This is a genomic window from Martinezella tropici (genome assembly GCF_003287875.1).
GTDB lineage: Bacteria > Pseudomonadota > Alphaproteobacteria > Rhizobiales > Rhizobiaceae > Rhizobium > Rhizobium tropici_C.
The window spans coordinates 153,396-177,796 of the sequence record NZ_QMKK01000061.1; the positions used below are offsets into that span (position 1 = coordinate 153,396).

Genomic DNA, 24,401 nt, shown 5'->3' on the forward strand with positions numbered 1-24,401 from the left:
TGCCAATGTCCACTTCGACCAAGACGCCGGCCAGTATCCGCCAGGGCGGCCCTGGCGCATCGCATGAAAATGCCAAGGCGCCATTGAATATTCCAAAGCCGCCTGCCGAGCCCGATCGGCGCGACCGCAGCAAGGTCTCCGGCGGTGGCGGAGAACGCGATCGTCATCATAGCCACGATCCCAAGCGGAAGGGCGGCAAGTAGAACAGCCTCAAGACTTTCCGCTTTTGCTGAAACCGAAAAGCTCGCCTGTGGCGGGCTTCAGCTTGAACGGTTGTGTCTCACGCTCAAGTTTTGGCTATGAGATTCCTCGGGAATCCGCCCTTTGCCGAGTCCGGAACAAAGCAGATCGGCGGAAGTTGGATAGCAATCTCTGCGGGAATATTGGAGACACCGCCATGGTCGTTCGATATCTTCAGGTGACGCGTCATGCTTCATATCGCCCTTTTCACACTCTTCTCGTTCCAATTCCAATGGTCTGCTTCGTCGGCGCGTTGGCGACGGATGTCGCTTATTGGAAATCCGCCGAAATGATGTGGGCCGACGCCTCCGCATGGTTGCTGGCGGTCGGGCTCTTGTTCGGCTTGGTCGCGATCGTCGCTGCCGCTGTCGATGCTTTCGCCGGGCGACTTTCCTCGATGCAAGGGCGAATATGGCCTTATGTGATCTGCAATGCTCTTATCCTTGTCCTCTCATTCTTCAACGCGCTGGTGCATAGCCGTGATGCGTGGACTTCCGTCGTTCCCATGGGGCTCATCCTTTCCATCGTGACGGTCGTTTTCATCCTTTTCAGCGGCTGGATACGCTGGGCACTGATCGACTACGAAAACCCGGGAGTCGAACCATGATCTTCAAGACAAGTCAGACGATGGCCGCGGCCTTCGTCTTTGGCGCGATCTCCGTTCTTTCCGGCTGCAGTCAGAACGAAGAGGATCCGACCGGCCAGATCGGACCGAATCCGACGCTGCCGGCGCAAACGCAATATCTTTTTCCTCCAATGCATGTCGCCAAGGTCATCGGCTGGCAAAATGGCGAAAAGCCGCAGGTTGCACAAGGATTGCAGATCAAGGCACTTGCGACGGGGTTGAAACACCCGCGTTCGATCTATGTGCTGCCGAATGGTGACGTCCTTGCAGTGGAATCGGTCGCGCCGCCCGAAGCTTCGATCAAGCGGCCGAAGGACCTGATCATGGGCTGGATCGAGGCAATGGCGACGTCTGCGGGCAGCAACGAAGGTAGCAACCGCATCACCCTTCTGCGCGATGCCGATGGCGATGGTGTTGCCGAAACGAAGAGCGTCTTTCTCGACCATCTCAATTCTCCTTTCGGCGTCGCCCTCGTCGGCAGCGATCTCTATGTCGCGGAGACGGACAAGATCACGCGCTACCCATACAAGACCGGGGAGACAAGTATCCCCGAGCCCGGAACGAAGCTGACCGATTTACCGGGCGGCCCCATCGATCACCATTGGACCAAGAGCCTTGTGGCCAGTCCGGACGGATCGCTGCTTTACGCTGGTGTCGGGTCCAACAGCAACATCACGGAAAACGGCATTCAGGCCGAGATGGACCGAGCTTCCATCTGGGAGGTCGATAGGGCTACGGGACGCCATCGCATTTTCGCGGATGGCCTCAGGAACCCGAACGGACTGTCCTGGGAACCCGAGACCCATGCCCTCTGGACCGTCGTCAACGAGCGCGACGAACTTGGCCCCAATCTCGTGCCGGATTATATGACCTCCGTGAAGGAGGGCGGTTTCTATGGTTGGCCATACAGCTATTTCGGCAAGAATATCGATCCCCGTGTCATGCCGCAACGGCCGGATCTGGTCGAGAAGGCGATCGTTCCCGATTACGCGCTGAGTTCGCACGTGGCGCCGCTCGGCATGGTTTTTTACACGCGCGCCAATCTGCCGGCGGCCTATCGCGGCGGCGCGTTCGTCGGCGAGCACGGGAGCTGGAATCGCTACCAATTCAACGGGTACAAGGTGATCTTCGTACCCTTCGCGGGCGGCCAGCCGAAAGGCGTTCCGCAAGATGTGGTGACCGGCTTTCTGAACGGCGATAACGAGGCAAGAGGACGGCCGGTGGGCCTTGCGGTTGACAATGCCGGCGCCCTTCTGATTGCCGACGATGTCGGCAACACGGTTTGGCGCGTTAGCGCCGCCGCGCCGTGATCTCTCTGCAACGTCCGGACATCATACGAAGCGATCGCCCGCCCCATTATCGGGACGGGCGATCGACAAGGCTTAAGAAATCGGCAACTCTTCCGATTAGACGCCGGTTTGCGAGTGTCTGCCGCCTGGTCGCGAAATGCCTGAAAGCGCTGATCCGGCCGCCCCATCGCTGGCTTTCACAGCGATATCAGCCAAAGACAGTATGCCGACCAGGCGTTTGTCACGGCTGACCACGGGAAGGCGGCGAAGTTGCTGGTCGCCGAGATTTTGCATGACGTGATCGATCTCTTCGTCCTCGAAGCAGTATTTGATATCGGAGCTCATCACATCGGCAATCCTGGCGTCCGGTCCCTTGCCCCTGGCAATGGCGCGGATGGCGATATCCCGATCCGTGATGACGCCGACCAGGCGGTCATTATCGCCGATCGGAACCACGCCGGCATCGATATCCGCCATGATCAAAGCGGCATCCCGGATCGATTGGTCGGGACGCGCAATGCGTACGTCTCGTGTCATAGCTTCACTGACTTGCATGATGGACCTCCATTCTTCGTTAGCGCCATCGGACTTATTCGTCTGAAGCCGATGGCACGGGCCGGCGCCCATTTGGGCGTGGCCGAACTTGCGCGCGGACAGGCCCCCGATATCAGGTATCGAGGCCGCCGACGCTTTCTCCGGCTGTCTTGACCCGAAGGTTGTTTTGAACATGCGAGACGCCGAAAACGTCGTCGACTATGTCTTCGGCCACTCGCTTGTCCTGACGATTGAAGACGAAGCCCGCGAGGGTCACTTCACCGCCCGCAACCGAAACCTCGATCTCGGACGCGTCGAGCGACGGCGCATAGGTCAGCCGATCATTGACATCCTCCAGGATCCGCTCGTCGGCGCGCTTGTATCCTTTCGGCCCCTTGCCACGAAACTTGTCCATCTCGCGGCGGCGAGCAGCATCATCGTCGCCGAACCATGATGCGATTTCATCGCCTGCGCGATCCATGAAATCGCGTGAGGGGAGATCGCGTGAGGGCCGGCCGGAGGAACGGTCGAAATTAGCTTGTCGCGCATATCCCCTCTCGCGATCGTCGAATGAACGCTCGGGATAGGCGCGAAGGCTACGGCGATCGCCATAACCATAATCCGAATAGCCTAGATCGTCCGTCGTCCAGCTATCCCGGTCGTCGGCGGAATAGCGATCCGATGCGCGGGAGGAATAGGGACGATCGAACTCCGAACCATATCGATCCCAGTCCGGATTATTCCGTTCGCGGCTGCCATAGTTGCGATCCCTGTTTCTGCGGTACCGATCATTGCCGTCTTCATAGCCATATGCCATGGGTCGTCCTCCTTGATATCTCGATTTGCTTTGCATTCTATCCATTGGCGAATGCGCCGACGTCGAATGGACCAGGTGCCAACCCGGTAGTCCTTCTTCTTTCTGTCGGCTCCGCCGGGCAGATCAGGATCGATGCGGATTCAGGTGCGGCGTTGTTGAGCACGTCGTCTGCTTTGACATGTCCGAGGACTTATTTGGCTTGGTTCCTCGCCGCACGGCTGACGAACTTGTTGAAACGGCTTTCCGCACCTGCTTCAGTCTTGTCCTGATAGAGAAATGCCAAGTCGCTTCGATCGAAGATCTCGAAAAACTGATCCCAGGAGATCTCTTCGAGAGTTTCCTCCGGCTCGCCGAAATCGATCCGCAACAATCCGCCGTTTCCTGTTCCCTTGACACGAGCCGGATGTCCATTGCGGGCCTCCGCCCAGCGGCGTATTTCCTCATGATCCGTCGTTATCTTCGATGCGGTCATGATGACTGTCCTCCAGAGTTTCAGCTGTGGCTTTGACACTTCCCATGTGCATGCCGAACAAGTGCGTGAGGCGAATGTTCCCGGCTGGATCGGCTTCCTGGAAGATTTGGGCGGCCGATGCGGCCCTCGATGCGCTGATGCGGAAGATGACGTAGCGGCCTTGCCTTTGGCGGTCGCGCTCTTAAGTGAATCCGTAGCGTATCCAATGGAGGTTCCGGTGTTCAAACATCTGGTTTTGCTTACCCTTACGCTGATCCCGACGGCCGCATTCGCGCAATCGACCGATCTCGAGGCAACCTGCAAGATGGTGGCCAAGAATTTCTTCCTGTCGGATGGGCTCTCGATCGGCGCGATCCAATCCTTTCCCGAGCTGAAGCCGCCGGGCGTGCGCATGGCTTATTCCACCCGGCAGGGAACGGCGCCATCTGAGATGAGTGATACGTTCGAATGCGAGTTCGACAGGACAGACAAGCCTCATAACCTTGCCAAGTTCTGCGTATCGAGCACCTGCTACACGGCCAACGACCAGGATGCCGACCGGAAACGACGGTTCGAGGAAATGCGCATTCTTTTGCAGAGAGCAGAAAAGTAAGCTTTATCTTACGGTCGAGGAGGATGGCAGACGCCTTCGCCAATGGTTGAGGCGTGGCCAGTCATGCCGTCGTCAGGACGACAAAATACTGCAACGGTGATCGGTAGACTGTTTCGCCATATTTTTCCGATGAACGAAGGCGCGCTTTTCATTCCGCAAGCGCTTCCTCGATCGAAGATGAAAGCCTCGCGACGTTTTTTATCAACGAAGAAAAAAAATTACAAATTCCCTTGAAAATATTCAAGTGGCGTTGACTTCCCGCATATTTAACGCATTATGATGAAAATAAATTACATAAGAACGACGAATGGGTGAACTTACGAACGGGGGCTAAATCTGTCGATGAAGTCGATGGCGGCTGCATTCGACCTTTGATTTCACGGACGGTTATTCCAACACGGCGGCTTTGGCAGTCCCGAGCATCGCTCGAACGCAACGGGTGAGAGGGTTCGGTGCTGATCGGTTTCCGGCTCCGAAACTCTGTTTATTCGGGTAATAGGTATGCGCATTTTCACCGCCTCATTGGCGACTGAAACAAACACATTTTCTCCCGTTCCGACCGATATGAACGCCTTCAAGGCGGCATTTTATGCTGGACCAGGCGAGCATCCGGAAACGCCGACCCTGTGCTCCTCGGTCGTGCCGATCCTGCGTCGCCGCGCCAGGGCGGAGGGGTTTACCGCAATCGAGGGTACTTCCTGCTGGGCGGAGCCGGCCGGGCTCATCCAGCGTCAGACCTATGAGACGCTTCGCGACCAAATCCTTGCCGAACTGACCGCAGCGATGCCCGTCGATGCCGTCGTTCTCGGCCTCCATGGCGCGATGGCGGCTCAAGGCTATGACGATCCCGAAGGCGATTTGCTGTGCCGGGTGCGCCATATCGTCGGAGCCGATGTGCTCGTCGCTGCGGAGTTCGATCCGCACAGCCATCTGACGGCACTGCGCGTCGCCAATCTCGATATCATGGCGGCCTTTCTCGAATTTCCGCATATCGATTTCGAAGAACGTGGGGAGCATGTCGTCGAACTGGCGCTTCGGACGCTCCGGGGCGAAATTAAGCCGGTCATCTCGACGTTCGATTGCCGCATGATCACCATCTTTCCGACGAGCCGCGAACCGATGCGATCCTTTGTCGACCGCCTGAAGGCGATGGAGGGCAGGGACGGCGTGCTCTCGATCTCCGTTATCCATGGCTTCATGGCCGGCGACCTGCCCGACATGGGTACGCGCATCATCGTCTTGACCGATGATGACAAGGTTAAGGGCGATGCCCTGGCTGCTTCACTCGGTCGCGAGCTCTACGGCCTGCGCAAGGAAGCAGCCATGCCGATGTTCGATACCGAGACAGGCCTCGATCGGGCGATAGCAATCCGCGCCGCGCATCCGGAGCTGCCGGTGACGATCGCCGATGTCTGGGACAATCCCGGCGGCGGCGTTGCCGGCGATGCAACGCATATTTTGCGGCGGATGATACAGCGCGGCCTGGATGACTTCGCCGTTGCGACGATCTGGGATCCGATCGCGGTGAGCTTCTGCCACGCGGCGGGCGAAGGGGCAGTGCTTAACCTGCGCGTCGGCGGCAAGTCGGGGCCGGAAGGGGGCGAGCCGCTTGATCTTCGGGTCACCGTGCAGCGGCTCTTCCATGCCGGCTGGCAGAGCTTCCGCAATAGCCGCGTCGTGCTTGGCAGCACCGCTGTCGTCCGTCCGGTCGGAACCAGTATCGACATCGTGCTCATCACCAGCCGAACGCAGACCTACGAGCCGGATATCTTCTCCAATCAAGGCGTCGATTTTGCGGAGAAGGCCTATCTGTTGGTCAAATCGACCAATCACTTCCATGCCGGTTTCGTGCCGGTGTCCTCCGAAATCGTCTACGTCGCCGCGCCGACCTCCTATCCAACGGATCCAGCAACGACACCCTATCGCAAGGCGCGCCTCGATCTGTGGCCGCGCATCCCCGATCCCTTGGGATTGGACGCATGAACCGTCAGCCGAGGGGAACCGGCCGCCGGCCTTAAGAGCAACGAACTCGACCAGATACCAACGAAAATAGAAGGGGAATGAGATGAAGAAGAGCGCATTCGTTTTGATCACGCTGGCCATGCTTGCCGGTACAAGCAGCTTGGCGACCGCACAATCTTCTGATGGCGTCCTGACTGTCGCCACCATCGGTGAACTGCCGACGCTCGATGCGATGCAGACGCCGACCGACATCGTGCTGACCGTCGATCAGCATATTTTCGAGACGCTCTATACCTACGACGCCCAGTGGAAATCCGTTCCGCTGCTGGCGGCGGCCATGCCGACGATTTCGGATGACGGTCTTACCTATCGCATCCCGCTGCGCGAAGGCGTCAAGTTCCATGATGGCAGTGACTTTGATTCTAAGGATGTCGTGGCTTCGCTGAAGCGCTGGATGAGTGTCAATTCCAAGGGCAAGCAGGTTGCCGGCATCGTCGATAGCCTGACGGCCGATGGTGATCATGCCGTCATCATCAAGCTGAAGTCGCGTTATGCGCCGCTATTGGCAACACTGTCGCAGTCTTCAATCATCCTTCCCTCGGAAAAGGTCGCCGATACGCTTACCGATTTCATCGGCACCGGCCCCTATATGCTGAAGGAGCGCAAGCCCGACCAGTACACCCAGCTTGTCCGCTTCGATGGCTACAAGTCCCCCGAGGGCGAGCCGAACAACTATGCCGGCAAACGCGAAGCGATCGCCAAGGAAATCCGTTTCGTGCCCGTGCCGGACGCCAATACCCGCGTGGAAGGCCTGATTTCCGGACAGTTCGATTTTGCCGACTCCCTGCCGGTCAGCGCCTATGAGCGCGTCGAGAAGAGCGGCAACGCTAAACCCGTGATCTTCGAAAATACCGGATGGGTGTCGCTCAACATGAACATGAAGCAAGGTCTGTTGGTAAAGAAGCCCTTGCGCCAGGCCGTGCAGGCCGCGTTGAACTCTTCCGACATGATGCTAGCCGCCTTCAACGATCAGCGCTTCTTCAGCGTCGATGGCTCCTTCTTCCCGAAGGGATCGTTCTGGCACACCGATGCTGGCGTCGTTCGCTACGGTGAGGGTGATCCCGAAACGGCGGCCAAGCTGCTGAAGGATGCCGGATATGACGGCACACCGCTCAGGCTTTTGACGAGCCGGCAATATGAATTCCACTACAAGATCGGCGAAGTCGCCAAGGCCTATCTGGAAGCTGCCGGTTTCAAGGTGGACATGCAGGTCGTCGATTGGGCAACGCTGACGACCCGCCGTGCCGACCCGAAGGAATGGGATATCTTCATTACCCACTCCAACTTCCCCGGCGACCCCACAACGATCAACACGATCACGGACAGCTATCCCGGCTGGTACGTGTCCGACCAGAAGGCGAAGGCCGTCTCCGCCTATATGGACGCCACGAGCGACGATGCCAAGCAGAAGGCCTGGGAGGGCATCCAGACCGTGATCTACGATGACGCGCCGCTTTACAAGGTCGGCAACTTCAATGCCCTTTCGGGGATTTCCGCGTCGGTCACCGGCTATACGCCGACCTATTGGCCACATTTCTGGAACGTCACCCCGAAGAAATAAGGCTGGAAGCACATGGCAAAGATCGCCCAGGCGCTTTTGAGACGTCTCGGAGGCATGGTGATTGTGCTCGCGCTCGTCGTCACGGTCGTCTTCATCATCGTCCGGGTTACCCCGGGCGATCCGGCGGCCGTGATGCTGGGGGCCGATGCCACGCCGCAGGACATTGCGCAGCTGCGCGCCAAGATGGGGCTCGATGCGCCACTGCTCGTTCAATATGTCCAGTTCGTCCTGGGCCTGCTGAAGGGCGGCCTCGGGCAATCGATCTTTCTCAATCAGCCGGTGACCCAGGCGCTGGCCGCCCGCGCCGAGCCCACCTTCTTCCTGACGCTGTTCTCCATTCTGATCGCAATGGCGATCGCGCTTCCCGTCGGGATCATCTCGGCGGTCAAGCGCGGCACGCTCTTCGATCAGATCGTCGTTGTTCTGACCATGGTGGCTGCGAGTGTGCCGAGTTTCTGGCTCGGCCTGATGCTGATCCAGATTCTGGCCGTCGGCCAGGGCTGGTTTCCAGCCTCCGGATATGGCGGTCCGGACACCGGCTTCCTCGAGCGGCTGCACCATCTCATCCTGCCAGCCATTACTCTGGGTATCGTCAACTCCGCCATGATCACGCGGTTCACGCGCGCGGCTATGCTCGACGTGCTCGGCGATGACTATGTGCGCACTGCCCGCGCCAAGGGCGCGAGCGAACGCCGCGTCATCCTGAAGCATGCCCTGAAGAATGCGCTCATCCCGATCATCACCGTTATCGGCCTTTCCGTTGCGATGCTCGTCGCCGGCGCTGTCGTCACGGAGACCGTTTTCGGATTGCCCGGTGTCGGCAATCTGGTCGTATCAGCCGTCCTGCGGCGCGATTATCCGGTGATCCAGGGCGCGCTTTTGGTGGTGGCTGCCATCTATGTCCTCATCAATTTCGTCGTCGACATGCTCTATATTGTCGTCGATCCGAGGGTGCGCCCATGACCGCCAGCTCCCTCAAGCTTCCATTTGCTGCAAGCCTTAGACGCCTCTTCGGCAATCGTGCCATGCTGCTCGGCGCCATCATCCTGCTTGTTGTCATCGTCGCCGCCATCCTGGCGCCATGGATCGCCCCTTACGCGCCGAACAAGCTCTCGATCATCAACAAGCTGAAAGGACCATCGCAGGCTCATATCTTCGGTACCGACGAATTCGGGCGCGACATCTTTTCGCGCGCGATCTTCGCGGGCCGCGTTTCGTTGCTGGTCAGTCTTGGCGTGGTGTGCATTTCGACGCTGCTTGGCGTGTTTCTTGGTGTCATTGCGGGGTATTTCCGCAAGTTTGATGCGCCGATCTCGCGCCTGCTTGATGCCATGATGTCGTTTCCCGACATTCTGCTTGCCATCGCATTGGTCGCGGCACTCGGGCCGTCGCTGGTAACTGTGATCCTGGCGCTTGGGATCACCTATGCGCCACGGCTGGCTCGTATCGTCCGGGGCTCGACCCTGGTCTTGCGGGAACTGCCCTATATCGAAGCGGCGATCGCCATGGGCCTGCCGACCTGGCAGATCCTGTGCCGCCACGTCCTGCTCAATCTGGCGTCACCCATTCTGGTGCAGGCCACCTTCGTCTTCGCCTCGGCGATGCTGGCCGAAGCAAGCCTCTCATTCCTCGGCGTCGGCGTGTCCTCCGATACTCCAACCTGGGGCACCATGCTCGCTTCCGGCCGGGAATTCATGAACAACGCGCCCTGGCTCATGGTCTTTCCGGGCCTTGCCATCGTCTTCTCGGTCCTGTCGCTGCAATTGCTCGGCGATGGCCTGCGCGATCTGGTCGATCCGCGTCTTGTGAAGGAGAGCTGATCATGACCGACATGACCTCCGCTACTCAACCTGTGCTCGCCATCGAGAACCTGACGACGTCGTTCAGGACAAGCGAGGGCTGGCGTGCCGTCATCCGCAATATCAACCTACAGGTCGGTGCCGGGGAAACCGTCGCTATCGTCGGTGAATCCGGCTCCGGCAAGAGCGTGACGGCCCTCTCGACGATGCGTCTTCTGCCCGTGGGCAAAGCGCGATGCGACGGCAGGATCCTGCTTGCGGGCAAGGATCTCCTGAACGTTTCCGAGGCGGAGATGCGCAGGGTTCGCGGCGGCTCGATCGGCATGATCTTTCAGGAGCCGATGACCTCGCTCAATCCGGTGTTCACCATCGGCAACCAGATCGCAGAGGCGCTTGTGCTGCACCAGAACCTTTCCTGGCAGGCGGCCGAGGCCGAGGCTGTGCGGCTGATGGAGCGCGTGCGTATTCCGGCGGCCAAAACCCGGCTGAACGAATATCCGCACAAATTCTCCGGAGGCATGCGCCAGCGCGTGATGATTGCCATGGCGCTTGCCTGCCGGCCCCAGCTGCTGATCGCCGACGAGCCGACGACGGCGCTCGACGTCACGATCCAGGCGGAAATCCTTCACCTCGTTCGCGAGCTGCAACGCGAAGAGAACATGGCCGTGCTCTTCATCACGCATGACATGGGTGTCGTCGCTGAAATCGCCGACCGCACGGTCGTCATGTTTCGCGGCGAAATGATCGAGACCGGCCCGACGCGCGAGATTTTCGCCGCGCCGAAGGCTGTCTACACGAAATCGCTGCTTGCTTCCATTCCGCGGCTCGGCACGATGGGCAATGCCGTGGCTCCACGTCGCTTTCCGCAGGTCGATCCCGCGACCGGCGAGGCGTCGGACGGCCGCGAAATGCGCAGCGTTTCCGGAACGGTTGCACCAATTCTCAAGGTGAACGATCTTTCGGTGCGGTTCGACCTGCCCAATGGCCGCATCCATGCCGTTGAGGGTGTTTCGTTCGATCTGCGTCCCGGCGAAACCCTTTCGCTGGTCGGTGAATCCGGCTGCGGCAAATCGACGACCGGTCGCGCGATCATTCGGTTGATCAATCCAACCGCAGGCTCGGTTATGATCGACGGCCGGGACGTCACGGAAGCGAATACGCGCGAATTGCGTGCGATGCGTCGCACGTCGCAAATGATTTTCCAGGATCCGTTCGCATCGCTCAATCCGCGTATCACCATCGGCTCGGCAATCGCGGAGCCGATGCTTGCCCATGGCGTGATAGGCAGACGCGAAGCGAAGGGGCGGGTCAGCGAGTTGCTCGAACAGGTCGGGCTGTCAGCGAAAATGGCCGACCGCCATCCGCACGAATTTTCCGGCGGCCAGCGCCAACGTATCTCGATCGCCCGGGCGCTGGCGCTCGATCCGAAATTCATCATTGCGGACGAGGCTGTCTCGGCGCTCGACGTATCGGTCAAGGCGCAGGTGTCCAACCTCTTGCTTGAGCTGCAGGAAGAGCGGCAGCTCGCCTATCTCTTCATCAGCCATGATATGGCGGTCGTGGAGCGCGTAAGCCATCGGGTCGCGGTCATGTATCTTGGAGAAATCGTCGAAATAGGCCCGCGTGCGGCGATCTTCGATAACCCGCAACATCCATACACGCGGCGGCTGATTTCGGCCGTGCCGATCCCGGATCCGTCGCGCCGTGGTCAGTTGGCGCCGCAGCCTTCGGATGAGATCAAGAGTGCGGTAAGGCCTCTCGATTACCAGCCGCCGAAACGGATCTACCGGGAGGTTTCTCCGGGGCATTTCGTGCAGGAAGCATAGCGACCGGCTCGCGAGACGAATTGAAAAAACGCCGCTGAGACAATCGGCATTCCAATCGCTTCCACCGACCACTTCGCGATAGAGACATGTACTCTTTTCCGGTGGGTAGGTGGCAGGCGAAGGCGGCAACCCATTCGGGTAGGTACGTCAAAGCAACGCTTGATGCTAATATTCTAATTGTCGGCCCGGATGCCACCCGCGAGCCGAAGAGTGCAGCGTCCGGCGGCAATCAAGATGCCCCTTTCATTGTCGTCGGACGCACACCGACTTCATAGAGCGTCCGCTCCACAGCACCACCAAAAGGCGCCCAAATGCCCATGCTGATGCTTGTTGTATTCGTCGCTCGTCAAAAATGGACGTAGGAGCCGGGCAGGAATCTGCCTAATGTCCCAAGCCATTAAGGCAGGGTGATCGCGATGTGAGAGTGAACCATCGGCAGGCGTCGATCGGGGAAGATGGCCTGTTGGCCACCAAGCCATTAAGGCAACTCCCTTTCGAAGATGCAGCCGTTCGCGAAACGACACGGGCGATAGCGTTTGGAGAATGCGTAATGGAGCGTTTTCGCCGTGTTATGAGTGGCCGTCTGTCGCCGAAGCAGACCGATACACTCCAAAAAGTATTGGCCAGCATCATCAAACAGCCGTGGTTCGACAACAGTGAGCGCTCCTGCAACATCCTAGCCGAGCGATTGGCGATCTTGATCAAAATGGGAATAGAAGACGCAGCGCATCTCCAAACAATTGGTGTTTCCTGGGCAGTGAGCGACTTTATTCGCCACGGGGCAAAAATGGATCGGGCGAATCTGCGGAATGCCGCGCACGGGATCGAGCGGCTTTCGATTAACGGCTAACAGAAGCCACCGCCGGCGGCGGAAGCTTCGACCTGTCCAAGAGGACTGCGCACGTCCGAAACGTCTCGATTGCACCAATGCTGATCGTGGCGCGGTTTCCCTACCCGAGTTCGAGGATAAGGGTTTTGAACGGCGCGTTGTGAGGGGCTTAATCCAAGCAACCGTTGCCGCTCTGGGAAGGAGACCGGTGTCTTCCGAGAGCGGCAACGTGTGGTGTGCCTAGTGTTTGCCGATGAGATGCCGGCATGCGCGGATCGTCAGGGCCATGACGGTGAGGGTCGTGCCCGCGATGCCGCTTCCGGGGAATGCGCTGGCGTCCGTGACGATGACGTTGGGTGCGTCCCAAAGCTGGTTATAGGGGTTGAGCACGGAATTGCTGGGATCATCTCCCATCCGTGCACCGCCTGTCTCGTGAATTGCCGCGCCCATGCACATGGTCTTGCGGAACCATGTGCGGAACATGAAACGGCTGAAGGGATCGGCGTCCGGGAAGGCGCCGCGCCCCATTTCCCTGAGGCCTGTCGGGGAGCCGATGAACTCCAGATCTCCGCCGACGCCGCGCACCATCTCGATCAGCACCTCTTCCTGCTGGCGCAGAAGCGCATGTTCCTCCTGGCCCATGACGCAGCGAATATGGGGAATGGGAATCCCCCAGGCATCTTTGCGCCTGGCATTGAGGCTTATGCGGTTATCCGCATAGGGCAGCATGCGGCCGAAGCCGAAGAATGCCAGCCGCGCGGGCTCATCATCGGGCGTGGGTGCCCGGCCGATGCTCCCCTGGTAGTCGAAATCACCGCGCCCTGTATCGCCGGTGCCGAAACGCGGCACGAAGATACCTCCTGACGGGTTATAGAATGGATCGACGGGCGCGGAATCGTCTACCGCCCATCCCTTTGCCTTCGAGAAGGAGCCGAAGGCAAGGCAGGGCAGCTGATCCATGAAATAACGCCCGAGCGCGCCGGACCTGTTGCCGAGACCTTCGGGATGGCGCGGGGATGCAGAATTCAAAAGCAGCCGCACGCTTTCGATCGGCGAGGCCGACAGCACGACGAGGTTGGCGCGCGCGGTCTCGACCCTACCGGTGACGCGATCGATGAATTCCGCGCCCGTGGCGCGAACCCCTTGCTCGTCGGTCTCGATCCGGCGGACGATGGCGTCGTGGCGGATGGTCAACCGTCCGGTCGCAAGCGCCTCTCTCAAGGGCTTCGGCATGCGTTCCGCATCCGGCGCGATATAGCGCCAGGACACGACATGCCGTTGCGGCCAGCGGCCCTCCACCTCATTCTTGAAGACCTGTTCGGCCGGCGTCAGTTTCGCCGGACTGATATAGATGCCGTCCGGCAGCGTCTCCACGCCGTCGGGATTGCCATAGAGGCCGAGGCTGGCCTCGACCTCCTCGTAGTAAGGCACGAGGTCGTCATAGACGACCGGCCAGTCCACGCCCTTGCCGGTTCGCGACCGGATCTTGAAGTCGTCGTCCGTCCAGCGCAGCAGCACGCGGCCGAAGCTGTGCAGGCGCCCGCCGCCCTGCCGGCCGCGGATCCATAGGAAAGGCGCATCTTTCGGGGTCGTATAGGGATTTTTCCGGTCATTGACGAAGAAATGGCTGAAGCGCTCGGTAAAGAAAGCGGCGCGGGCCTGTATCGGCTGCCCCTTCATGGTGGCGCGTGCGCGCTCCCAGATGTTGATGCTGCTGGCCGGCAGCTTCTTGCGTGCCGGATCGAAATCCTTGTGGCTTACCGCCGGACCGGCTTCGAGCAAAAGCACGGAAAGGCCCTGAGCGGTCAATTCCCTGGCGGCAAAGGAGCCGGCGGCGCCGGAGCCGATGACCAGCGCGTCATAAACAGTCTGAGACATAGATATTTTCCGTATATTTCAGAGACGGACGCCATCGGCGTCGAAGAGGGAGGCCTTGGCGATGTCGATACCGGGTGCGATTGCCGCGCCGGGCTGAAGCACCGTGTCGCCCATGATGCGATAGGAGAGGCTTTGCCCGGTCCAGTCGAACCAGACAATGGTGTCGGCACCCATCGGCTCGACCACCGAGACGATACCGGCGATGGTCGGCAGGGATCCCGTTCTTCCATCCGGAGCGATATGTTCCGGCCGGATCCCGAGCGTTACGGGACCCGGCTCGACGGGCGCCTGAAAGGGATAGTCGCTCAGCTGGACGGTGAGGCCGCTGCTTTCGAAGACCGGGGCAGCAGCCTTGATCGCGATCTCGCCCTTGATGAAGTTCATCGCCGGGGCGCCGATGAAGCCTGCAACGAAGAGATTGGCGGGCCGATGATAGATCTCCGAAGGGCTCGCAAGCTGCTGGATCACGCCGTCCCTCATGATGGCGATGCGGTCGGCAAGCGTCAGCGCCTCGACCTGATCGTGCGTCACATAGATCATCGTATTGCCGAGGCTCTGATGCAGCTTCTTGATCTCGACGCGCAGCTCGTTGCGAAGCTTGGCGTCGAGATTGGAGAGCGGTTCGTCGAACAGGAAGACATCCACTTCGCGCACCAGCGCGCGGCCGATCGCGACGCGCTGGCGCTGTCCGCCCGACAGTTCCGACGGCCGCCGGTCGAGCAGATTTTCAAGATGCAAGAGGGATGCTGTGCGGGCGATGCGCGCCTCGATCTCCGGCTTGGGCAGACCAGCGACGCGCAGGCCGAAGGACAGGTTCCGGCGAACGGTCATGCGGGGATAAAGCGCATAGGACTGGAACACCATGCCTATGCCGCGGTCCTTCGGCTCCTCCCATGTGACGTTCTTTCCGGAGATCCACATCTCGCCGTCGCGGATGTCCTGCAATCCGGCGATTGCGTTGAGAAGCGTCGACTTCCCACAGCCGGATGGACCGAGAAGTACCAGAAACTCACGCGGAGCGATGTCGATGGAGAGTTTTTCGATGACGGTATGGTCGCCATAGGCAATCTTGAGGTCTTTTACCGATACGGCAGGCTGCATGGCATTACCCTTTGACGGCGCCGGCTGCGACACCGCGCAGGAACCAGCGACCGGAGAAGAAATAGATGGCGAGCGGAACGACGGCGGTCAGGATGGTGGCGGCCATGTTCACATTGTAGGCGCGTTCGCCCATGGTGGTGTTGACGATGTTGTTGAGCTGGACCGTCATCGGCAGATTGTCGCGGCCGGCAAAGACGAGGCCGATCAGGAAGTCGTTCCAGATGCCGGTGAACTGGAAGATGGAGGCGACGACCACCATCGGCACCGACATCGGCAGCATGATCTCTAGGAAGATGCGCCAGAAACCGGCTCCGTCGACACGGGCCGCCTTGCAGAGCTCTTCGGGGATTGCGACGAAATAGTTACGGAACAGCAGCGTGACCAGTGGCAGGCCGAAGATCACATGCACCAGGACGACGCCGGCCAGCGAATTGTAGAGGTTGAGATTGGCGAGCAGCCGCACTAGCGGATAGAGGAAGATCTGGTAGGGGATCAGGCCGCCCGCCATCAGAAGCCCGAACAGAAGATTAGAGCCCTTCGGCCGCCACATCGACAATGCATAACCGTTGATTGCCCCGATGAGGACGGAAATGGCGACGGCGGGCACGGTGATCTTGACCGAATTCCAGAAACCAATGCGCACGCCGAGGCATTGCGTGCCCATGCAGGCCCCAGACCAGGCCGTCTTCCACGCATTGAAATCGATGGTGCCGGGCAGGGCGAAGATATGGCCCTGGCGGATTTCTTCCATCGACTTCAGCGACGTCACGAGCATTGTGTAGAGAGGCAGCAGGAAGAACAGCGCCGACAGGATCAGGAAGGCATAGAGCCCGATCTGGCTGCCACTGAGCCTGGACGGCTTGGGACCACGAGGATGAGGGCGGGTTGTCATCAATGCGCTCCCCTTCTTCTGGCGCGCATGGTGAGCGCATAGCGGAACGGGGCGACGGCCATGACGACGGAAAGCACCAGCACGGTGGCACCGGCGCTGGCAAGCCCGAGGTTCTGGCGTTCGAACAGATTGTCCATGATGAATTTCGCCGGCACCTCGGTCGAATAGCCGGGGCCGCCGCCGGTTTGCGCCACGATCAGATCGTAGGTCTTGATCACGCCCATGGAGAGTAGCATTCCGGATGCCGCCAGCGCCGGTCCGAGTTGTGGCAGGATGATCGAAAGGTAGATGCGCCAGACCGGTATGCCGTCGATCTGGGCCGCCTTCCATTGCTCGTCGCCGATACCGCGCATGCCGGAGAGTGCGATGACCATGACGAGACCGGCGCCCTGCCAGACGCCGGCGAAGACGACGGTGTAGATTGCCATGTCGCGATTGACGATCCAGTCGAAGACGAAGCCCTGCCAGCCGAGCGCCCTTACGGTCGCTTGAATGCCGAGGGTGGGGTTCAGCATCCATTGCCAGATCAGCCCCGTGACCACGAAGGACATGGCATAGGGGTAGAGGAATATGGTGCGGAATACGCTTTCGAAACGGACCTTGCGGTCAAGGGCCGCTGCCAGCACGAAGCCGAGCGCCAGACATCCCGCGACATAGAGAACGCCGAAGATCAGTACATTCTCCAGCGATGCCAGCCAGCGTGAATTCTTGAACAGCCTGGCATACTGGGCAAAGCCGACATAGTTCGACGACGGGAAGATCGTCGAATCCGTGAAGGACAGCCGGACCGACCAGACCATGGTGCCGATGTAGACGAAGATCGCGGCAATCCATGTCGGCAGCAGTGCAAAGGTCGCAGCCACGGAACGTCTGCGCTTGGCTTGCATGAGCAAACTCTCTCAAAAGAACGGAAGGAGCCGATCGACGATCACATCGCCGACCAGCCCGAGGCAAAGGCGCTATTCGAAGATCCCGAAAAACTTCTCGGCACCGGAGGCGCTGTCTTCCGATGGGTTGCTCCAGAACTCGTCGACGAAGTCGTTGAGTGCGCCTGCCTGCTGCGGCGAGAGGATCAGCGCCTGGTCCGGAACGATCTTGCCGGCGCCCATCAGCTCCAATCCCTTCTGCGCGCACATATCGAGCTTCGACTTGTCGACGTCCGTGCGCATCGGCACCGAGCCCTTCTTCAGCGAGAACGCGACTTGAACCGCCGGGTCCATGGCGACTTCAGCCAGCAGTGCCTGTCCCTTCTGCGATGCCGCATCGGCGATCTTCGGGAAGGAGAAGGCATCGGCGACATAGACCATTCCGGGGGATTGCGGAACGAGCATACAGCCGTAGTCCTTGCCCAACTGCTTGCCCGCCGCAACGAATTCGCCCTTGGCCCAGTCGCCCATGAACTGTACGCCGGCCTTGCCGGTGATGACCATCGCGGTGGCGTCGTTCCAGTTACGTCCTGCGGCACCTTCGTCGACATAACCTCGCAGCTTGCCGAGAATATCGAGCGTCTTCTTCACGCCCTCGACGGATGCATCGCCCTTGTCCTTGTTGGCATAGATCTTGAGGAAGCCATCGATGCCGACCTGCGTCAGCAGGATCATGTTGAAGACTTTGGCTTCCTGCCAGGACTGGCCACCCCAGGCGACCGGCTGCACGCCGGTGGCCTTGAGCTTGTCGAGTGCGGCAAAGAATTCGTCCCAGCTCTTGGGCTCCTCGTTCACCCCGGCTTTGGCGAAGGCATCCTTGGAATAGAAGGCCCAGCTCTCGCCATGAGCGCCGGTGGGGGAAAGATAGACCTGGCCATTATAGGTGATGAGGTCATGGATCGATTTGGGCAGTATGTCGGCCCATTTGCCGGCTTTCGCGAGATCGTCGATCTGGCTCAGCAGGCCCTGACTGACGAAATCTGCATTGGCAAGGCCGATGACCGCCTGCTTGGCGGTCGGCGGATCGCCGGCGACCAGGCGGTTCTGAAAGGCGGCATCGGCGGCGCCGAAGCCGGCAATGGACGAATCCTTCCAGACCCCGCCGCGTTTTTCGAACTCCTGTTTGATGACATCAAGGGCGGCCGCTTCGCTGCCTGATGTCCATGAGGTCATGACTTCAGCCTTTGCCTTGTCTTCGGCATGGGCCGGAGCGGAGGCTGCCGCGAGTGCTGCCCCCACCATGAGCAATTTCATCGTATTCTTCATCGTTCCACCTCTTCAAGAAGGCCCTCTTTGCGGGGCCATTGGTCTTCAGGTCATGAAATCAGCGATAGATCGGCAATAATGCCTGCCTTACCAGCGTCAAGCCGTTGGCGATGTCGCCGACGGGATCGGGAGCCGCATCCAGCTCAAGGATGGCCCAGCCTTCGTAGCCGCGATCGCGCAGCAGCCTGATCCAGCCCGGCCAGTCGACACGGCCGAGGCCGAAGCCGCAGAAATAGGGGCGATGGCGATCGTGAATATGCTCGTCGATCGGCGTATCTGCCGGCATCGGTCCGAGCGCATCCTTCCAATGGGCGATGATGACCCGCTCGTGATGGCGGTCGACGACCTCAAGCGGATCGGAACCGGCAACGATGATGTGGGCGGTGTCCGGGCACATGTGGACATAGGCGGGATCCGTCAGCAGCATCAGAAGATCGACATCCCGCGATGCGGCGAAGATCGAATGCGCCTCCGTGTGAAGGGCAAGCCGCACACCCTTTGCGTAGAGGATGGCGCCAAGGCGATTGAGAAAGTCGGCGATTTTGCGGGCCTGCTCGAAATCGAAGAACCGCACGGGCTCGGCGCCTGGCGTCTGGCGAAGCGGCGCGCCGATGACCATGATGTCGCTGCCGCAGGCCTTGAGAAACGCGGCGTACTTCTCCGCCTTTTCGATGATGGCCGCCTGCGCCGCTGCTTCGGTGAAATCGCCCGCCGCCTCGAGCTCGGCAAAAAAGCCGCTTGCCAGTGTCAGGCCGCGCCTGGAAAGCTCGGCCGCAAAGGCTTCGACCGAACCATAGGTTTTCGTCGCATCCTGCCAGTTGAAAGGAGAGAAGGTCAGCTCGACACCGGTGACGCCGGAGGCTTGCACGGCATCGAGGATCTTGTCCCAGAAGGCGCGGGGTTCGCTGCGCGACAGCGCGATAATGCCGTCGTAATCCTCGACGCCCCAGAAACCGGGATGGAAAAAGGTGACGAGATCCACGCCAAAGCGAAGCCGTTCGGTCGAGCCCATGATGCTGTCCGTTCTCAAAGCCAAGGACAATCGTCTGCAGAACACATCCAGCAGCGAATAATCCATAATGATTTCAATGCACTATGCTTTGGCAATCGTTTGCCATAACTTGATAGTAGACAAGTCGTTTCCATATGCAAGCGATTTTTGGCAAACGTTTGCTAAACGGCGGGAATTGCCATAGCATCCGCCACGTCAGGCACCGGGAAGGAAACAAAAAAGTGAAAAATAACAAGGATATGCCCGTCGAGGAGCAATCCGGACCGTTGATGGCCGATGTCGCGAGGCTCGCAGGGGTCGCGATCTCTACGGTCAGCCGCGCTCTTGCCAATCCCGGACGTGTCAACGAGAAGACGCGCGCCAAGATCGATGCGGCAGCCAAGCAGCTCGGCTACACGCCTAACGCCATGGCTCGTGGTCTCAGGGTGGGTAAATCCAACACCATCATGATCATTCTTCCAGGATCGCTCTATTACGGCGTCTCCCAGGTCATTCCGCATGTCCTGCAGAGCATCAACAAGGCCTTGCTGCAGAATGGCTACAACCTGATGATCGCCAATCTTGGCCGTGACCCGGAGTCGGAACGGCATATTCTCAATCTCGCCTTCGGCGGCACCATTCGTGGCGCCATCATCCTCTCGTCGAAACTGCCGGAAATCGATGGCAGATCTCTGGCGAATGCCGGCCTGCCGATCGTTTCCATGCTGCTCGACATGAGCGATGCCGGCGTACCGAGCGTCGTGACCAATGATCGCGAGGCGATGCGTGACGCGGTGGCAGAGCTTATCAGGATGGGGCACCGGCGTTTTTTCTACATCGCCGGGCCGCAGGGCAATTATCACGATATCGAGCGCTATGGCGGCACCCTGGAAGCTCTGCGCGACGCCGGGATTTCGAAGCAAACGCTGTCGCGGTCCGGAGGCGATCTCGATTTCCAGAAGGGCTTCGAGATCGGTGTTCAGGCTGCTCTCGATTTCGTGCGGCTGAAGGACCGGCCGACGGCGGTGATCGCCACCAGCGATGACATGGCGATCTCCTTCGTCAGCCGCATCCGGCAAACGGGCCTGCGCATTCCCGACGATCTGTCAGTGGTTTCCTTCGACGGCGCGCCGGTCTGCGAATTCTGCTTCCCGCCGCTCTCGACGATCGAACAGCCGTTCGAGGAAATGGGTCAGGCAGCCGTCGCCCGCCTGCTTGATACCATCGGACAAGCGGAGACGGAGAGGGACCTGCGCATCACTATTCGCAGCAGGCTGATCCTGCGGGAGAGCGTGGCGCCGCCGAACAATTAAGGCGAGATGCGAAAGCGAATCCAAGGGCGCGGCTTGCCGTGGAGGATCGCCACCGGAGGTGCTTTACGCGCCTTTACAAGGCAATGCTTCGCGGCTCGACCATGATGGCTTCGATTCCCGCTGCCTCTTCTTCGAAGAACGATCGCCGCGCTCCGTCTTGACGATACTCTCTCCATCTATGCTCATGACAGAAAAACTGGCTTTCTCCATCGCCGACATCGTAGCCGAGGCCACCTCGCTTCAGGCAGCCGGGATATTCGCAGTAATGGCTCTCCAAGGCCTGGATTTCGGATGGGAGCGTCATCTCGGCTGCATCGTCGGTCATCGTCGGATCCTTTTTGCCTTGTCCTGTCTTGCCGGAGCCGGACATGGAATCAGTTCATTTTCGGAAGCGTCGGTGTGAACGGTAGGTGTGAGATGGTTAACCGACGGTTTCGGACGCGCAGTCCGGCGAGTGTACAGCTTCGGCTGAAGATCATGATAGGGAAGTGAGCGGGCAGGAAACCCGCGCGGAGGGAACGTGCCTATCCCGGCGGCAATTACAGGTGAAGGTTCGGCATGGTCTATTGCAGCGTCGTGCTGTGCGGCTTTGCGGCAAGTGCGGGCAATTGTGCCTCAAGCCCGCGTTGAACCGCTGCGACGACCTGGGGATTGCGAAGTTTAACGGCCTTGCGGATCAGCAGCTCCTCGTTGATGATTGCCCGCATGCCCGTCGTGAACTTGTGCAGGCTGAACTGCTCCGCATGTGCTCGCAGCGCCTCTGGGCGAAAGCGATGCTCCGTCGCCTCGAAATCGAGCACGGCTTCGATCAGCGCGTCTGCAGACTGCGTGTTGAAGAGAACACCACTCACGCCCGGCACGACCGTCTCCAGCGCCCCGCCGCTTCCATAGGCGATGACCGGCCGTCCGCTGGCCATGGCTTCGACCGGAACGATGCCGAAATCTTCCTCACCGGGGAAGATCAGGGCGCGGCACCGGGCCAGCTTCTCCTTCAGCACTGCAAAGGGGGTTCGACCCAGGAAAGTGACGGAGGGACCGGCGATGCGCTTCAACTCGTCCATCTGCTTGCCTTCGCCGATAATAACCAGCTTGCGGTTCATCCGGGTGAACGCCTCCACGGCGAGGTCGATCCGCTTATAGGGGACCAGCTGGCCGGCGCAGAGATAGAAGTCCTCGATCGAGGTGGCCGGCGCGAAATCATCGACATTGACCGGCGGATAGAGCACCGTCGCAGGGCGCCGATAATATTTGCTGATGCGATCGCAGACATGATGCGAGTTGGCGACGAAACGATCGACGCGCAGGCTGGTGTTGACGTCCCAGGAGCGCAAAAGCGGCGCAAGCATCGGCAGCATCAGCCGTGATGCCAGCCCCGCGTGCGATCGGTAGAAATGATAGTGATCCCAGAGATAGCGCATGGGCGAATGGCAATAGCAGACATGCGTTGCCTGCGGCGGCGGAATGATGCCCTTGGCCGGGCCTGATTCACTGGAGATGATCAGGTCGTAATCCGAAAGATCGAAACTCTCCAGCGCGAAGGGCATGAGCGGCAGAAGCGATTGGTAGCCTCTGACCGCCCCCGGGATCCGCTGCAGGAACGATGTGATGATCTTATGTTTGCGGATTTTCTCCGAAACGCGGCTTTCATCGTAGACGAGGGTGAAGATGTCGGCGTCCGGATACATGTCGCAGAGCGCCTCGACGACTTTCTCTCCACCTCGCATCGACACAAGCCAGTAATGCACGATCGCTATCCGCATTGCTCTTCCCTCCATGGGTCGAAACAAGATTGTCAGACGGCAACTTTTGCGACAGGGCCTACATCGGTTCACTACGGCATCCAAATGGCCGAAGGGAGTAACCAAAAGATTTAGCTGGGGATCGAAGCCTGCACACAAGGATATATCCCCCCGACTAAGTGACTGCAGGAACGTCTTCCTCCCTGTCAGAAATGATAAGCCCTGTTGCTTCGGTAGGGGATTTACACGTTATGCGTTCAGCTGCTGATCTCGTTGAAGATTACGAGAGGGTGCGCCTCGGCTGCCCGACGGTGCAAGCGACACGAAAGCGAGATTTCGGCTCATGTTCAGAGTTTCAGCTTTGCCTTACCATCCCATCTCCAGGCCGCCCCGGCGCATGGCGCCATGGCTACTGGCATTGATGCTTTCCGGCGCCGGCGTGTTCGACATCGGCCATGCCGCCGCAGCCAGCGAGGTCTACCGTGTCGGCCCCCAGGCCCGGATCAAGGTCGCCATCGTCGAATGGATTGCCGCGACTGGCGAATATAAGGAATGGACGGCGCTGAACGGCGAATATGTCGTGTCGCAATCGGGCTCGATCTCGGTTCCGATGATCGGGCAGATGCAGGTTGGCGACAAGACGGTGGACGACATCAGCGCGGCTATCGGCGAAAGATTGAAGCAGATCACCGGTTTGGCGGTGGCGCCCACGGCTTCGGTCGAAGTCGTCAAATATCCGATGGTTTACGTGTCCGGCGCGGTAGAGAAGCGCAGCGAGCTGGAATTCAGACCGGGCCTGACCGTCAGGCAGGCGATCGCCATGGCGGGGGGGCGCGAGCGCCGCTCAACCCAGGGGGGGGAATACTCAGAGGCGCAGCAGATCAGCTATGCGGGGGAAATCAGCCGCATGGAGCTGCAGCTGAAGCAGCTCGGAGCACGGCGGGCACGGCTGTTGGCGGAACTCAATGATCAGCCGGCAATCACATTTCCGCCGGAGATCAAGGCAGCACCTCAAGGGTCGGCGGTCTGGCAGATCATGATGAGCGAGCTCGACCTGTTCAATGCAAGGGCCGAGGCCTTGCGCCAGCAACTTGCCGCCGCCGCGGATCTCGAAGTGCTGCTGCGCAATGAAATCAACATTCTCGATGAGAAGATGTCGTCGCAGGACGAACAGGTGAAGATCGCGCAGGATGAATTGAACGATATCTCCAAGCTGGTCGATACCAAGATCTTGACGACGTCCCGCAAGACCTCGCTGGAACGGATCGTTGCCGAGATGCAGGCCGGCAAGCTGGACCTCGTCGTTGCATCGATGCAGGCGAAGCAGAAGCTGAGCGAGACCGAGCGCGATGCCCTCAATCTCAAAGGCCAGCGCAAGACGGACGCCGGACAACAGCTCCAGATCGCCGAGACGGAAATCGAGGATACGAAACTCAAGCGGAACACGACCCTGCAGCTGCTGCAGATTTCCGGTGCCTCGCTCTCTCGCAGCCAGAGCATGAAGGCGCTCGATCTCCAGCCGCTTGAATATTGGATCACCCGAAACGGCGACGAGGCCGCTGCCATCAAGGCGTCAGAAGCGACCGAACTGCAGCCGGGGGATGTTCTCGACGTGCGCTACAATATTTCGGGAAGCCTGGACGGCACGACGCTCTCGTCGGCCGATACCGGTCAATCCCAATAAGGATA

Annotated in this window: 23 protein-coding genes; 12 read left to right on the forward strand and 11 right to left on the reverse strand. The window is 59.8% G+C overall.

The genetic code is table 11. The annotated features are described in order from the left end of the window. Positions 1–5 precede the first annotated feature (5 nt). From DQ393_RS31740 to DQ393_RS31750, 3 genes are read left to right on the forward strand one after another with little or no spacing between them, the layout of a single operon-like run. Positions 6–203 (forward strand): hypothetical protein, encoded by a 198-nt coding sequence (locus DQ393_RS31740; protein WP_112345644.1) that lies wholly within the window; start codon positions 6–8, stop codon positions 201–203. A 23-nt stretch (positions 204–226) separates the two neighbouring features. Then, positions 227–847, forward strand: coding sequence for a DUF2231 domain-containing protein (locus DQ393_RS31745; RefSeq protein WP_348628037.1), 621 nt, complete (start codon positions 227–229; stop codon positions 845–847). Next, positions 844–2,175 carry a PQQ-dependent sugar dehydrogenase gene (locus tag DQ393_RS31750; protein ID WP_112345646.1) on the forward strand — a complete coding sequence of 444 codons (1,332 nt, stop codon included), beginning with the start codon at positions 844–846 and terminating at the stop codon, positions 2,173–2,175. Before DQ393_RS31745 ends, DQ393_RS31750 begins: the two co-directional genes overlap by 4 nt. 96 nt (positions 2,176–2,271) lie before the next feature. Here DQ393_RS31750 and DQ393_RS31755 read toward each other — a convergent pair whose 3' ends face one another. The 3 genes from DQ393_RS31755 to DQ393_RS31765 all read right to left on the reverse strand — a co-directional run bounded on the left by DQ393_RS31755 (position 2,272) and on the right by DQ393_RS31765 (position 3,977). Beyond that, on the reverse strand, positions 2,272–2,709 hold the full coding sequence (locus tag DQ393_RS31755) for a CBS domain-containing protein (RefSeq protein ID WP_112345647.1): 438 nt from the start codon (positions 2,707–2,709) through the stop codon (positions 2,272–2,274). Between the two features lie 112 nt (positions 2,710–2,821). Continuing rightward, positions 2,822–3,505 (reverse strand): BON domain-containing protein, encoded by a 684-nt coding sequence (locus DQ393_RS31760; RefSeq protein WP_245430530.1) that lies wholly within the window; start codon positions 3,503–3,505, stop codon positions 2,822–2,824. 190 nt (positions 3,506–3,695) lie between these two features. Continuing rightward, the gene (locus DQ393_RS31765; protein WP_112345649.1) at positions 3,696–3,977 is read right to left on the reverse strand and encodes a hypothetical protein; all 282 of its coding nucleotides are present in this window, start codon (positions 3,975–3,977) and stop codon (positions 3,696–3,698) included. A 217-nt stretch (positions 3,978–4,194) separates the two neighbouring features. Between DQ393_RS31765 and DQ393_RS31770 the strand changes: the two genes are divergently transcribed. The 7 genes from DQ393_RS31770 (at position 4,195) to DQ393_RS31800 (ending at position 12,627) form a co-directional block, all read left to right on the forward strand. Then, positions 4,195–4,569, forward strand: a complete 375-nt coding sequence (locus DQ393_RS31770) for a hypothetical protein (protein WP_112345650.1) — start codon at positions 4,195–4,197, stop codon at positions 4,567–4,569. A 501-nt stretch (positions 4,570–5,070) separates the two neighbouring features. Further along, positions 5,071–6,552 (forward strand): M81 family metallopeptidase, encoded by a 1,482-nt coding sequence (locus tag DQ393_RS31775; protein WP_112345651.1) that lies wholly within the window; start codon positions 5,071–5,073, stop codon positions 6,550–6,552. An 82-nt stretch (positions 6,553–6,634) separates the two neighbouring features. Continuing rightward, entirely contained in the window at positions 6,635–8,152 is a 1,518-nt protein-coding gene (locus tag DQ393_RS31780) for an ABC transporter substrate-binding protein (RefSeq protein ID WP_112345652.1), read from the forward strand. Positions 8,153–8,164: 12 nt separating this feature from the next. Further along, on the forward strand, positions 8,165–9,115 hold the full coding sequence (locus DQ393_RS31785; protein WP_432422051.1) for an ABC transporter permease: 951 nt from the start codon (positions 8,165–8,167) through the stop codon (positions 9,113–9,115). Continuing rightward, positions 9,112–9,972, forward strand: coding sequence for an ABC transporter permease (locus tag DQ393_RS31790; RefSeq protein WP_112345653.1), 861 nt, complete (start codon positions 9,112–9,114; stop codon positions 9,970–9,972). The genes DQ393_RS31785 and DQ393_RS31790 overlap by 4 nt, the downstream gene beginning before the upstream one ends. An 11-nt stretch (positions 9,973–9,983) precedes the next feature. Next, positions 9,984–11,777: an ABC transporter ATP-binding protein gene (locus DQ393_RS31795; RefSeq protein WP_432422055.1), complete on the forward strand. Its 1,794-nt coding sequence runs from the start codon at positions 9,984–9,986 to the stop codon at positions 11,775–11,777. A 550-nt stretch (positions 11,778–12,327) separates the two neighbouring features. Further along, a complete protein-coding gene (locus tag DQ393_RS31800) occupies positions 12,328–12,627 on the forward strand; it encodes a hypothetical protein (protein ID WP_112345655.1) in 300 nt (99 codons plus the stop codon). A gap of 219 nt (positions 12,628–12,846) precedes the next feature. On the opposite strand, the gene DQ393_RS31805 is transcribed toward DQ393_RS31800, so the two are convergent. From DQ393_RS31805 to DQ393_RS31830, 6 genes are all read right to left on the reverse strand, one after another. Continuing rightward, a complete protein-coding gene (locus DQ393_RS31805; RefSeq protein ID WP_112345656.1) occupies positions 12,847–14,484 on the reverse strand; it encodes a GMC oxidoreductase in 1,638 nt (545 codons plus the stop codon). Between the two features lie 18 nt (positions 14,485–14,502). Further along, a complete protein-coding gene (locus DQ393_RS31810; RefSeq protein ID WP_112345657.1) occupies positions 14,503–15,585 on the reverse strand; it encodes an ABC transporter ATP-binding protein in 1,083 nt (360 codons plus the stop codon). 4 nt (positions 15,586–15,589) lie between these two features. Further along, positions 15,590–16,477, reverse strand: a complete 888-nt coding sequence (locus DQ393_RS31815; RefSeq protein ID WP_112345658.1) for a carbohydrate ABC transporter permease — start codon at positions 16,475–16,477, stop codon at positions 15,590–15,592. Continuing rightward, the gene (locus DQ393_RS31820; RefSeq protein ID WP_112345659.1) at positions 16,477–17,364 is read right to left on the reverse strand and encodes a carbohydrate ABC transporter permease; all 888 of its coding nucleotides are present in this window, start codon (positions 17,362–17,364) and stop codon (positions 16,477–16,479) included. The genes DQ393_RS31815 and DQ393_RS31820 overlap by 1 nt, the downstream gene beginning before the upstream one ends. A 72-nt stretch (positions 17,365–17,436) precedes the next feature. Then, complete coding sequence (locus DQ393_RS31825) at positions 17,437–18,669, reverse strand: ABC transporter substrate-binding protein (RefSeq protein WP_112345660.1); 1,233 nt, start codon at positions 18,667–18,669, stop codon at positions 17,437–17,439. Positions 18,670–18,727: 58 nt separating this feature from the next. Further along, the gene (locus DQ393_RS31830) at positions 18,728–19,681 is read right to left on the reverse strand and encodes a sugar phosphate isomerase/epimerase family protein (RefSeq protein WP_112345909.1); all 954 of its coding nucleotides are present in this window, start codon (positions 19,679–19,681) and stop codon (positions 18,728–18,730) included. 221 nt (positions 19,682–19,902) lie between these two features. Between DQ393_RS31830 and DQ393_RS31835 the strand changes: the two genes are divergently transcribed. Further along, entirely contained in the window at positions 19,903–20,973 is a 1,071-nt protein-coding gene (locus tag DQ393_RS31835; protein ID WP_112345661.1) for a LacI family DNA-binding transcriptional regulator, read from the forward strand. A 73-nt stretch (positions 20,974–21,046) separates the two neighbouring features. On the opposite strand, the gene DQ393_RS31840 is transcribed toward DQ393_RS31835, so the two are convergent. After that, positions 21,047–21,298, reverse strand: coding sequence for a hypothetical protein (locus tag DQ393_RS31840; RefSeq protein WP_146759012.1), 252 nt, complete (start codon positions 21,296–21,298; stop codon positions 21,047–21,049). 238 nt (positions 21,299–21,536) lie between these two features. Further along, positions 21,537–22,733, reverse strand: coding sequence for a glycosyltransferase (locus tag DQ393_RS31845; RefSeq protein WP_112345663.1), 1,197 nt, complete (start codon positions 22,731–22,733; stop codon positions 21,537–21,539). Positions 22,734–23,109: 376 nt separating this feature from the next. Between DQ393_RS31845 and DQ393_RS31850 the strand changes: the two genes are divergently transcribed. Then, the gene (locus DQ393_RS31850) at positions 23,110–24,396 is read left to right on the forward strand and encodes a polysaccharide biosynthesis/export family protein (RefSeq protein ID WP_245430531.1); all 1,287 of its coding nucleotides are present in this window, start codon (positions 23,110–23,112) and stop codon (positions 24,394–24,396) included. Positions 24,397–24,401: the final 5 nt, after the last annotated feature.

What these genes read in the sequence shown, in the direction of transcription:
- DQ393_RS31740 (WP_112345644.1), top strand. Translation starts at nt 6, where the DNA reads ATGTCCACTTCGACCAAGACGCCGGCCAGTATCCGCCAGGGCGGCCCT.
- DQ393_RS31750 (WP_112345646.1), top strand. Translation starts at nt 844, where the DNA reads ATGATCTTCAAGACAAGTCAGACGATGGCCGCGGCCTTCGTCTTTGGC.
- DQ393_RS31755 (WP_112345647.1), bottom strand. Translation starts at nt 2,709, where the DNA reads ATGCAAGTCAGTGAAGCTATGACACGAGACGTACGCATTGCGCGTCCC.
- DQ393_RS31760 (WP_245430530.1), bottom strand. Translation starts at nt 3,505, where the DNA reads ATGGCATATGGCTATGAAGACGGCAATGATCGGTACCGCAGAAACAGG.
- DQ393_RS31765 (WP_112345649.1), bottom strand. Translation starts at nt 3,977, where the DNA reads ATGACCGCATCGAAGATAACGACGGATCATGAGGAAATACGCCGCTGG.
- DQ393_RS31775 (WP_112345651.1), top strand. Translation starts at nt 5,071, where the DNA reads ATGCGCATTTTCACCGCCTCATTGGCGACTGAAACAAACACATTTTCT.
- DQ393_RS31780 (WP_112345652.1), top strand. Translation starts at nt 6,635, where the DNA reads ATGAAGAAGAGCGCATTCGTTTTGATCACGCTGGCCATGCTTGCCGGT.
- DQ393_RS31785 (WP_432422051.1), top strand. Translation starts at nt 8,165, where the DNA reads ATGGCAAAGATCGCCCAGGCGCTTTTGAGACGTCTCGGAGGCATGGTG.
- DQ393_RS31790 (WP_112345653.1), top strand. Translation starts at nt 9,112, where the DNA reads ATGACCGCCAGCTCCCTCAAGCTTCCATTTGCTGCAAGCCTTAGACGC.
- DQ393_RS31795 (WP_432422055.1), top strand. Translation starts at nt 9,984, where the DNA reads ATGACCTCCGCTACTCAACCTGTGCTCGCCATCGAGAACCTGACGACG.
- DQ393_RS31800 (WP_112345655.1), top strand. Translation starts at nt 12,328, where the DNA reads ATGGAGCGTTTTCGCCGTGTTATGAGTGGCCGTCTGTCGCCGAAGCAG.
- DQ393_RS31805 (WP_112345656.1), bottom strand. Translation starts at nt 14,484, where the DNA reads ATGTCTCAGACTGTTTATGACGCGCTGGTCATCGGCTCCGGCGCCGCC.
- DQ393_RS31810 (WP_112345657.1), bottom strand. Translation starts at nt 15,585, where the DNA reads ATGCAGCCTGCCGTATCGGTAAAAGACCTCAAGATTGCCTATGGCGAC.
- DQ393_RS31815 (WP_112345658.1), bottom strand. Translation starts at nt 16,477, where the DNA reads ATGACAACCCGCCCTCATCCTCGTGGTCCCAAGCCGTCCAGGCTCAGT.
- DQ393_RS31820 (WP_112345659.1), bottom strand. Translation starts at nt 17,364, where the DNA reads ATGCAAGCCAAGCGCAGACGTTCCGTGGCTGCGACCTTTGCACTGCTG.
- DQ393_RS31825 (WP_112345660.1), bottom strand. Translation starts at nt 18,669, where the DNA reads ATGAAGAATACGATGAAATTGCTCATGGTGGGGGCAGCACTCGCGGCA.
- DQ393_RS31830 (WP_112345909.1), bottom strand. Translation starts at nt 19,681, where the DNA reads ATGGGCTCGACCGAACGGCTTCGCTTTGGCGTGGATCTCGTCACCTTT.
- DQ393_RS31840 (WP_146759012.1), bottom strand. Translation starts at nt 21,298, where the DNA reads ATGACCGACGATGCAGCCGAGATGACGCTCCCATCCGAAATCCAGGCC.
- DQ393_RS31845 (WP_112345663.1), bottom strand. Translation starts at nt 22,733, where the DNA reads ATGCGGATAGCGATCGTGCATTACTGGCTTGTGTCGATGCGAGGTGGA.
- DQ393_RS31850 (WP_245430531.1), top strand. Translation starts at nt 23,110, where the DNA reads ATGGCGCCATGGCTACTGGCATTGATGCTTTCCGGCGCCGGCGTGTTC.